9 protein-coding genes are annotated in these 8,851 nt (G+C 41.3%); 3 read left to right on the plus strand and 6 right to left on the minus strand.

Annotated elements, in window-relative coordinates; all coding sequences use genetic code 11:
• Nucleotides 1-223: 223 nt before the first annotated feature.
• The 6 genes from glmS to RCH62_RS07965 all read right to left on the minus strand — a co-directional run bounded on the left by glmS (nucleotide 224) and on the right by RCH62_RS07965 (nucleotide 7,881).
• Entirely contained in the window at nucleotides 224-2,032 is a 1,809-nt protein-coding gene (glmS, locus tag RCH62_RS07940; protein WP_306474978.1) for a glutamine--fructose-6-phosphate transaminase (isomerizing), read from the minus strand.
• 326 nt (nucleotides 2,033-2,358) lie between these two features.
• Nucleotides 2,359-3,237, minus strand: a complete 879-nt coding sequence (locus RCH62_RS07945) for an ABC transporter permease (RefSeq protein ID WP_117744927.1) — start codon at nucleotides 3,235-3,237, stop codon at nucleotides 2,359-2,361.
• Nucleotides 3,230-4,159 (minus strand): ABC transporter ATP-binding protein, encoded by a 930-nt coding sequence (locus RCH62_RS07950; RefSeq protein WP_123159789.1) that lies wholly within the window; start codon nucleotides 4,157-4,159, stop codon nucleotides 3,230-3,232. Before RCH62_RS07950 ends, RCH62_RS07945 begins: the two co-directional genes overlap by 8 nt.
• 358 nt (nucleotides 4,160-4,517) lie before the next feature.
• Nucleotides 4,518-5,444, minus strand: a complete 927-nt coding sequence (locus RCH62_RS07955) for an XRE family transcriptional regulator (protein ID WP_306474979.1) — start codon at nucleotides 5,442-5,444, stop codon at nucleotides 4,518-4,520.
• 212 nt (nucleotides 5,445-5,656) lie between these two features.
• A complete protein-coding gene (locus tag RCH62_RS07960) occupies nucleotides 5,657-7,042 on the minus strand; it encodes a glycoside hydrolase family 1 protein (protein WP_306474980.1) in 1,386 nt (461 codons plus the stop codon).
• 146 nt (nucleotides 7,043-7,188) lie between these two features.
• On the minus strand, nucleotides 7,189-7,881 hold the full coding sequence (locus tag RCH62_RS07965; RefSeq protein ID WP_195612125.1) for a gamma-glutamyl-gamma-aminobutyrate hydrolase family protein: 693 nt from the start codon (nucleotides 7,879-7,881) through the stop codon (nucleotides 7,189-7,191).
• 167 nt (nucleotides 7,882-8,048) lie between these two features.
• On the opposite strand from RCH62_RS07965, the gene RCH62_RS07970 reads away from it, so the two are divergent.
• The 3 genes from RCH62_RS07970 (at nucleotide 8,049) to RCH62_RS07980 (ending at nucleotide 8,765) form a co-directional block, all read left to right on the plus strand.
• Nucleotides 8,049-8,237: a class IIb bacteriocin, lactobin A/cerein 7B family gene (locus tag RCH62_RS07970; protein ID WP_006595051.1), complete on the plus strand. Its 189-nt coding sequence runs from the start codon at nucleotides 8,049-8,051 to the stop codon at nucleotides 8,235-8,237.
• 214 nt (nucleotides 8,238-8,451) lie between these two features.
• Nucleotides 8,452-8,535 (plus strand): class IIb bacteriocin, lactobin A/cerein 7B family, encoded by an 84-nt coding sequence (locus RCH62_RS07975; RefSeq protein WP_236128226.1) that lies wholly within the window; start codon nucleotides 8,452-8,454, stop codon nucleotides 8,533-8,535.
• Nucleotides 8,535-8,765, plus strand: a complete 231-nt coding sequence (locus RCH62_RS07980) for a hypothetical protein (RefSeq protein ID WP_125335745.1) — start codon at nucleotides 8,535-8,537, stop codon at nucleotides 8,763-8,765. The genes RCH62_RS07975 and RCH62_RS07980 overlap by 1 nt, the downstream gene beginning before the upstream one ends.
• Nucleotides 8,766-8,851: the final 86 nt, after the last annotated feature.

Genomic DNA, 8,851 nt, shown 5'->3' on the forward strand with positions numbered 1-8,851 from the left:
CTGTCCGGAAGGAAGCTCAAGTTGTCACTACCAGCAACCAAGAACACGGTGTAGCACAAGCTATCCAAGAGTATGTCTTACCACCATCAAACAAATAGCCCATGGATCTCCTGCTTTCATGGGTTTTTTAACCCTTTCTTTTCTTTTCTAACTCACTGTTTTTTAACCCAGCCTCTAATAAAAGAAAAAGAAGCTAGGACTGGATCCTATCTTCTTTTCATTTTTATTCTACTGTTACCGACTTAGCAAGGTTCCGTGGTTTATCCACGTCGAGTCCACGGTGAAGGGTTGCAAAGTAAGCGATCAATTGGGTTGGTACCACCATGGAGATTGGTGAGAGGTAAGGGTGGACCGTTGTAAGGACGATGTCGTCTGTATCTTTGGCAACATTTTCTTCTGCGATAGTAAGGACCTTAGCGCCACGCGCTGCCACTTCTTGGATATTTCCACGAGTGTGGTTGGCAAGGACTGGATCTGACAAGAGGGCCAAAACAGGTGTTCCCTCTTCAATCAAGGCAATGGTTCCATGCTTGAGTTCTCCAGCCGCAAAACCTTCACATTGGATGTAAGAGATTTCTTTAAGCTTGAGACTGGCTTCCATGGCTACATAGTAATCTTGACCGCGTCCGATGTAAAAGGCGTTTCGAGTTGTTTCAAGAAGCTCACGAACTTTATTTTCAATCAGTTCTTTTTCTGAAAGGGTTGACTCGATAGACTGAGCCACGATAGACAATTCATGAACCAGGTCAAAGGCTTGCGCTTTAGCATTCCCATTTGCTTCACCGACTGCTTTTGCAAGGAAGGCAAGGGCTGCGATTTGCGCCGTATAAGCCTTGGTTGATGCTACAGCAATTTCAGGTCCTGCATGAAGCAACATAGTATGGTTGGCTTCACGTGACAAAGTTGAACCAGGCACGTTTGTCACTGTCAAGCTTGGAATCCCCATTTCATTGGCCTTAACCAAAACCTGACGGCTATCAGCTGTTTCACCAGATTGACTGATAAAGATGAAAAGTGGCTTCTGGCTGAGAAGTGGCATCCCATAACCCCACTCAGAGGAGATACCCAGTTCAACTGGTGTATCTGTCAATTCTTCCAACATCTTCTTAGAAGCAAATCCTGCATGATAAGATGTTCCAGCTGCAAGGATGTAGATGCGGTCAGCGTCTTGAACAGCCTTGATGATGGCTGGGTCTACCACTACTTGACCAGCCTCATCTGTGTAGGCTTGGATGAGCTTACGCATCACTGTTGGTTGCTCATCAATTTCTTTGAGCATGTAGTAAGGATAGGTTCCCTTTCCGATATCAGACAAGTCAAGCTCAGCAGTATAGCTAGCACGCTCACGGCTGTTGCCATCGTAGTCTTGCACTTCAACGCTATCAGCTTTCACAATTACCAACTCTTGGTCATGGATCTCCATATATTGGTTGGTTTCACGAATCATGGCCATAGCATCTGAGCAGACCATGTTATAGCCTTCTCCAAGACCAATCAAAAGTGGTGATTTGTTCTTGGCCACGTAGATGACATCTGGATTTTCAGAGTCAATCAAGGCAAAGGCATAAGATCCACGGATGATGTGAAGGGCTTTTTTGAAAGCTTCAAGTACTGACAAGCCCTCTTCTTCCGCAAATTTTCCAATCAAGTGCACTGCGATTTCTGTATCTGTTTGTCCCTTGAAGTGGTGACCTGCAAGGTATTCTTCCTTGATTTCAAGATAGTTTTCAATCACCCCATTATGCACCAAGACAAAACGTCCTGTCTCAGAGCGATGTGGGTGAGCATTGTCTTCTGTCGGTTTTCCGTGAGTGGCCCAACGAGTATGTCCGATACCAGTTGTCCCCTCAACACCGGCAGTTTTAGCAGACAATTCTGCAATACGACCAACTGCTTTCACCAAATGGCTTTCAGCACCACCTAGAACAAAAATTCCAGCCGAATCATAACCACGGTATTCGAGTTTTTCAAGTCCTTGAATCAAAATATCCGTTGCATTTGTATTTCCAACAACACCAACAATTCCACACATAGTTTTTACGACACAGACAAGCTGTGCTTTCTCCTTCTATAAAAATGAAAGAAAATAGGTATCCATACTTGAGTTCCCTTATTTTCTTAGCCAATTTATAAAATTGGTCTAGTCTGATTTGATAGAAAAATCATCAGCGGAGTCAGTATACAATGCTTTTTCCTGTTTGTCAACCTAAAAAATACCAGAAATTGGTCTAGTTAAGAAAGGGTTAAGAAAAACCTACCAACATGTCGGTTGATAGGGTAGGATGATTGGCTTCATTTAAGATAGTAATTGATTTCAACTAATCTAGATGCCTATCCAATAATTTCATGAGCTTCACTTCATTTTTTTACCTTTTTAATTATAAAATGAACTCCCAGCAAAACAACTATGATAATAGAAATATAGGCAAACATGAACTGATTCGATAGATGTTCACCACTCGCATTCTGCAAGATAATCCCATAAGATTCTTTGTAGTTCGTAATGACCGAAGATGGGGCGTCATTAAATACTTGAGCAATTGAATCTTTCATCAAAACTTGTTTTAAGAGTGCATTCACCTGTGTTAGAGGGAACCAGGTCATGACCTGGTGCAAGGTTTCTCCTACGGATCCAATTGAAAGATAAACACCAGAAATGAAGCCGATAAAGGTTCCAACTATTGTACTCAAAGTTGTAAAAGCTGAACTAGTTCGGATAAAAGTCAAAATTGGAAGAATAATAGCCGCAGATAAGATCGTTCCTAATGAGGTAACCCCCAAAATTGATAAGTAATCAGTCATTGAATAATCAAGAAGAGAACTAAAACCATTAAAAATACCAATTGCAAAAACACAAGAGAACATGGTCATAATAATCCCAAATAGAATTGCAAAAACTGCATAGGCTAATTCAACCTTAAAGTTAGATACTGGACTGACTTTAAAGTCCTCACTCAACTTCTTTTCTCTATCTGAAACCATTACGCCAAATGCACCAAGAGTACTTGTCATTGAAATAATAGTTGTTAAACCTGAGATTAACCAATAATTGACCATCTGAATGGTATCCGTAGAGGCGGTATCACTATTCAAAGCCTCCTTGATGGCATCAATCTGAATTTGTCCTAGAAAGACTTGATAAACCAAGATTAAGATGATGACCGATAAGAAGGACATCAAGAAAGCTAATCGATCTCGTGTATAGACTTTCCGATTTCTAGAAATTAATTCAAGCATTCCCCTCTCCTCCTTTAGATTTTAGTAAGTTCAAATAAGCTGCTTCCAAATTGGAGTACTCCACATTAAATGTTTCAATAATTGATTTTCCTTGATTTTCTGAAATAATCTCCATCATCTCTTCAACCGAGACATCCTTAAATACGACTTCTGCCTCAGAGAGAACTTGACACTTATTTACAAATTTAGATACAGATAACGATTTTACTGATTGACCAGGTTTTAAAGTGACATTCAAGTTAGTGGTTGAATGCTGTTTAATAAAATTAGCAATATCTCCTGAATAATACAAATTACCTTCGATTAAAACATTTAAGATATCACAAGCAGCCATCTCTTCCAAATAATGAGTGATAAGAACGACAGTCATATTACCTTTTTTGTTCAGCTGATGGATCGCTTCCCATAAATCATGACGAGATTGTGGATCTAAACCAGTTGTTGGCTCATCTAACAACAGCAAAGACGGTTGTGGCAATAAAGCTCGGGCAATATCTACTTTTCGTTTTTGTCCTCCTGATAAACTGCCATATTTTTTCTTTTTTAGAGTAGCTACATCCAAATAGGATTGCAAATCTGTAATACGCGTTTGTACTTGTGATTTTGATAAGCCGTACAAGGATCCACGAGATACTAAGTTTTCCTCTACCGTTAAGTTATCATCTAAACGATTACTTTGAAATACAATACCGATATGTCGATAAAAATCTTTCGTTGGCAAAGATTTTCCATCCACTTCCCAAAGAATCTCTCCTGAACTTGGCTTGAAATTTTTAATCAACAAATTAAAGAGTGTTGTTTTCCCTGCACCATTCGGTCCAAGAAGTCCATAAAATTTTCCTTCCTCAAGAACTAAATCAATTCCTTTCAAAGCCTCAAAGGAACCATAGCTTTTCTTTACATTGTGTAATCTAATTTCCATTTTCTGACACCAACATCCTTCCTGAAGCAACTTCTTCCTTCCTTTCTTCTACTCTCAGTATATCCAATTTCTATCATTTAACGTGAGGACATTCATGTCCAAGTCTAACCATTATTTTCACCAACAAAAGAGGCTGGGACAAAAGTCCCAGCCTCTCAACTGTCTTTGGATTGTCGAGCAAGACGCAGTGGTTGAGTGAGCTCTACTACGCTGATTTCATCAGCTTTTACAGCCCTACTCAACTGTGCGGAGGTGGGACAACGAAATCGAATTCTCACCAATTACCGATTTCTGTCCCACTCTCTCAATGTTCATTTTATATTTTTCAAGAACAACAGACGAAAGGATAAATACTTCTCTATACCTCAGTGTAGTTTAGACCCTTTTTCTCAAGGTCCTCTTTCCATTCTTCTTGCATGTTTTTCTTCACTAAATTCTCAGATAATAAGTCTGCCATCAAGCATACTTTTTGATAATCATTTTTTGCTTTTTCTAGATCATCTTCTATAAATAAAGCAACTTTCCAATTTAAAGCATAAACAAAAATATTATCCTGAAAATCATGTCTCTTTGTCATAATATCATTTAAGGCTTTAACAATGTCTGGCAACCTGTCGTATATCCCATAATGGGCTAACACGCCTGCAGCTGAGATGAGCGTATTTTGTAGCATTTCCAACTCTGATAAGGGGTAATAATCTATCGCAAGTATAATCTTCTCCACTAAGTGTATAAATTCTTCTTGATCAAAGACCCCCAAAGCCAAAGAAAGCAAGCGCAATTTAATTATTTCCACATCGTTAGGACTTAACTCTTTTTTCTTCATGGCTTGCCCTAGATACTCATCTAATAAACCTTGATCAAAAGAAGGATTTTTAGATCCAATCATATCAACCGTAGCTTGAGCGACCTGGACAGACAGTTTTTCTTCCTCTGGCAGGTGATCAAAATAATTTTCGTAAATATCTTCAATAATTTCTTCATGCCGATGAAGACGATCTTGATCTCCATAATGGTATAACGTCCGTAATTGATACTTCAGGTTCAGATATTCTACCGGCAATTCTAAACTAGTTTGATTCGTTAGCATGTCTAGGGAAACACCTAGTTGCTCAGCAATATACTTTGCTGTTGCAATCGTTGGTAAAGACTGACCCTTTTCAATTCGCTGGAGCTGACGTGTCGTTAATAGGTCCTCAATACCACAGATTGCTTGTCTACTTAATCCCTTACTTTCACGTAGAGTTTGTACTTTTTTTCCTAGTTCTGTTTTAAAATCTATCATACAAGCTCCTTTTCTTCTGATTTCATTATAGCACATATTGAAGTTGAAGGCTTTTTAACCTTTTCCAGCACTAAATGAAAAATCGGAAATGAAGAATGCCGTCAGAAACATCTGCATCTGATGGACTTCTTCACTTCCGAAAATAAAACTAGTTAATCAACTACTGAGACGAAGGAGTCCTATCCTACTTAGATAATAGAATCCTCAATAACTTACTCTTCAAATCCATTCTGCTGGCTCAACTCACGGAACCAATGGCCGGATTTTTTCAGGCGTCTTTCCTGAGTGGCTAAGTCTAATTCGACAAGACCGTAGCGGTTTTTATATCCGTTAAGCCAAGACCAGCAGTCAATAAAGGTCCACATGAGGTAACCCTTACAGTTGGCCCCTTCTTGAATAGCACGGTGCAACTCACACAGGTGGTCTTTGACGAAGTCAATCCGGTAGTCATCTTGGATTTCCCCATTTTGACGGAATTTTTCTTCCCCTTCAACTCCCATTCCATTCTCTGTTAGGAGCCACTCGATGTTGCCGTAATTTTCCTTGATATTTTGAGCAATATCATACAAGCCCTGCTCATAGATTTCCCAGCCTCTATGTGGGTTGATCTTTCTTCCTGGCATGACATAGGGTTCGTAGAACTGTTCGACCAACATCGGAGACTCTGGATTTGGTGCATATCGAGGCGCAGAGACCCGCATGGGTTGGTAATAGTTGACCCCTAAGAAGTCGACGGTATGCTCTTTAATCAACTCTAAGTCACTTGGGTCTACCTCTGGTAAAAGATTTCGCTCCCGCAGAATCTCTACCAACTCTGGTGGGTAAGTCCCAAGAACAGACGGGTCGAGAAATGACTTGGCTTGGAAGAGCTCAGCGATTCGTGCCGCCTTGGCATCTGCTGGATGTTGACTCCGCGGATAGGCTGGCGTCAAGTTCAAGACTACTCCGATACGGTAGTTTGGGGCCACCTCATGGCAGACCTGAACCGCAAGGCTGCTTGCCAACTGGGTGTGGTAGGCGACTTTGACGGCTGCAGCGGCATCCACCTTATGCGGGTAATGGGCATCATAAAAATAGCCAAACTCTACAGGAACAATGGGTTCATTAAAGGTGATCCACTGATCGACTAAGTCCCCATAGGTTTCAAAGCAGAAACGAGCGTAGTCGCGATAGGCGTAGACCGTCTCCTTGTTCTCCCACCCGTCTCCTTGCTCTTGCAAGGCAAAAGGAAGGTCAAAGTGATAGAGATTGACCATCAAGTGAATGCCTTTTTCCTTAATGCGTTCAAATACTTGGCGGTAAAAAGCTACTCCTGCTGGATTGGCTTCTCCACGACCCTCAGGGAAAATCCGAGACCATTGGATAGAAGTCCGAAAGGCAGTGTGCCCGGTCTCGACTAGAAGCTCAATATCTTCTTCCCAATTTTCATAAAAGGTCGAAGTTAAGCCAGGTCCTTCTTGGAAGCGAAAGCGATGAGGCTCTACCTGGTACCAGTAGTCCCAGAGGTTGTCACCCTTGCCATCTCCGGCAAAGCGCCCTTCTGTCTGTGGGCCAGATGTCGATGTCCCCCATAAAAAATCTTTTGGAAAGTTAATCATGTGTTTATCCTCTCTCATTGTCTTCCTCTCTATTATACTCCCTTTCAGTACTCTTCCTAGAGACTATTTTCAGTCGTTTTTACGCAGATTATAGAAAAAACACGCTAGCGATCAGAAGAGCCGATTTCTAACGTGTTTTGTTTCTATCATAGTTGATTGACGACATAATCAAAGAGAGCCTTGTCTCCTTCACTTACCTGATAACGCAGTTCTGGATGCCACTGCACTCCGAGAAAGGCTGTCCCGTGGGATGATTGCACCGCTTCGATGATCTGATCTTCAGGGCTAAGAGCAACTACTTCTAGATGAGGGGCTAAATCCTTGATACTCTGATGGTGGTAGGAATTGATCTGACCAACTTCTCCGAACAGGTCCCGCAAAACGGTCCCTTCAACAGTTTCGATCGTATGACTAGCTTCGCTGGCAGGATTTTCTTGCCAGTGGTGGTCGATATCCTGGTAAAGTGTCCCGCCCATAGCTACATTGTAGAGTTGCATGCCTCGACAAACCGTAAAGATGGGCTTCTTAGCAGCTAGCGCTTCCTTGATCAAGGCCAATTCAAAAAGGTCGCGCTCAAGCAAGTAATCGTCACTGACAATCTCCTTCTCTGCTCCATAAAACTGAGGAGAGACATGCTGACCACCTGTGAGAATCAACTTATCAATCAAGGAAATATAGTGCCCAGCCGATGCAGGGTCTCCAATCGGAAGGATCAGAGGGATTCCCCCTGCTTCTTGAACCCCTTGGACAAAGCCTGTCGGTGTATAACTGAGGTACATTCCCTCTTCTTCACGGAAAGGGCGTTGGTTGCCTGTAATCCCAATCACTGGTTTCTTCATCGCTCGTTCTCCAATCTCTTCATAGCTAATATAGTTCCTTATTTTATCACACTCCGAAGGTGACTTTCAACTTTTTTCATGATTTTTCAAATAAGGAGAAGTTTTCTAGAATTTTTACGAATAGTACAGGTGAAGAAACAATTTTCTTTAAAGAAAGGAGAAGATAGATGAACACAATTACTATTCATTCTGATGACATCCTATCAGATCATGAACTAGCCTCTATTCAAGGTGGATTTATCCCAGCTGTAATTGCAGGGGTAGCTACATGGAAAATTGCTACAGTTGCTGTCGGTAGTATCGGACTAGTTTTTGCTGCAGGAGCAGGCCTAAGATATCTAGCCAACCGTCCATAGGTAAGAACGATGAAAAAAAGACGCATATTCCATATCATCACGATATCTACTTTACTTTTTTCTAGAATCTTTTTAGCAGTTCTACAAATCTTACACGACCTTCACTATCTCACACTCCCTTTTGAAACTTACGGAGTGAGTGACTTACTTTCTGGGATTCTTGTTATTTGGATCCTCATCATTGCATATCGGGGAATCAGAAAGGAGAAAAGCAATGAACAATTTACAACTTTTAACAACTGAAGAATTAGAAAACATCCAGGGCGGTGTTGGTCCAGCTGAAATCGTTGCTATTTGATGAGCCTTAATGGCCTCTCCCCCAAATACCAGAAGCTGATTGTCTCCTTGCTCCAAGAACTCAAAACAGCAGGAAAAACGATTGTCATTTCCTCCCACCATTTCGAGCAAATCGCTCCCATTGTGGAACGAGTTCTGCTCTTTTCTGAAGAGCACACCATTACTGGAAGCTATGATCGAGCGGATTGGGAACATCATCCAGATATTCAACAATCGTTTTCGTCATGTTAAAAAGCCTCGGTAGGGTTCTTCCTACCGAAGCTTTTTTGATGAAAGAGATAAGGGTTAATGTCCTTTATGCTTGTCTCTTCGTTTTT

It is taken from the genome of Streptococcus sp., assembly GCF_030825805.1.
In the GTDB taxonomy this organism is placed as follows: Bacteria; Bacillota; Bacilli; order Lactobacillales; family Streptococcaceae; genus Streptococcus.

Coding starts and splice junctions, on each gene's coding strand:
- glmS (WP_306474978.1), bottom strand. CDS start 2,032: ATGTGTGGAATTGTTGGTGTTGTTGGAAATACAAATGCAACGGATATT.
- RCH62_RS07945 (WP_117744927.1), bottom strand. CDS start 3,237: ATGCTTGAATTAATTTCTAGAAATCGGAAAGTCTATACACGAGATCGA.
- RCH62_RS07950 (WP_123159789.1), bottom strand. CDS start 4,159: ATGGAAATTAGATTACACAATGTAAAGAAAAGCTATGGTTCCTTTGAG.
- RCH62_RS07955 (WP_306474979.1), bottom strand. CDS start 5,444: ATGATAGATTTTAAAACAGAACTAGGAAAAAAAGTACAAACTCTACGT.
- RCH62_RS07960 (WP_306474980.1), bottom strand. CDS start 7,042: ATGATTAACTTTCCAAAAGATTTTTTATGGGGGACATCGACATCTGGC.
- RCH62_RS07965 (WP_195612125.1), bottom strand. CDS start 7,881: ATGAAGAAACCAGTGATTGGGATTACAGGCAACCAACGCCCTTTCCGT.
- RCH62_RS07970 (WP_006595051.1), top strand. CDS start 8,049: ATGAACACAATTACTATTCATTCTGATGACATCCTATCAGATCATGAA.
- RCH62_RS07975 (WP_236128226.1), top strand. CDS start 8,452: ATGAACAATTTACAACTTTTAACAACTGAAGAATTAGAAAACATCCAG.
- RCH62_RS07980 (WP_125335745.1), top strand. CDS start 8,535: ATGAGCCTTAATGGCCTCTCCCCCAAATACCAGAAGCTGATTGTCTCC.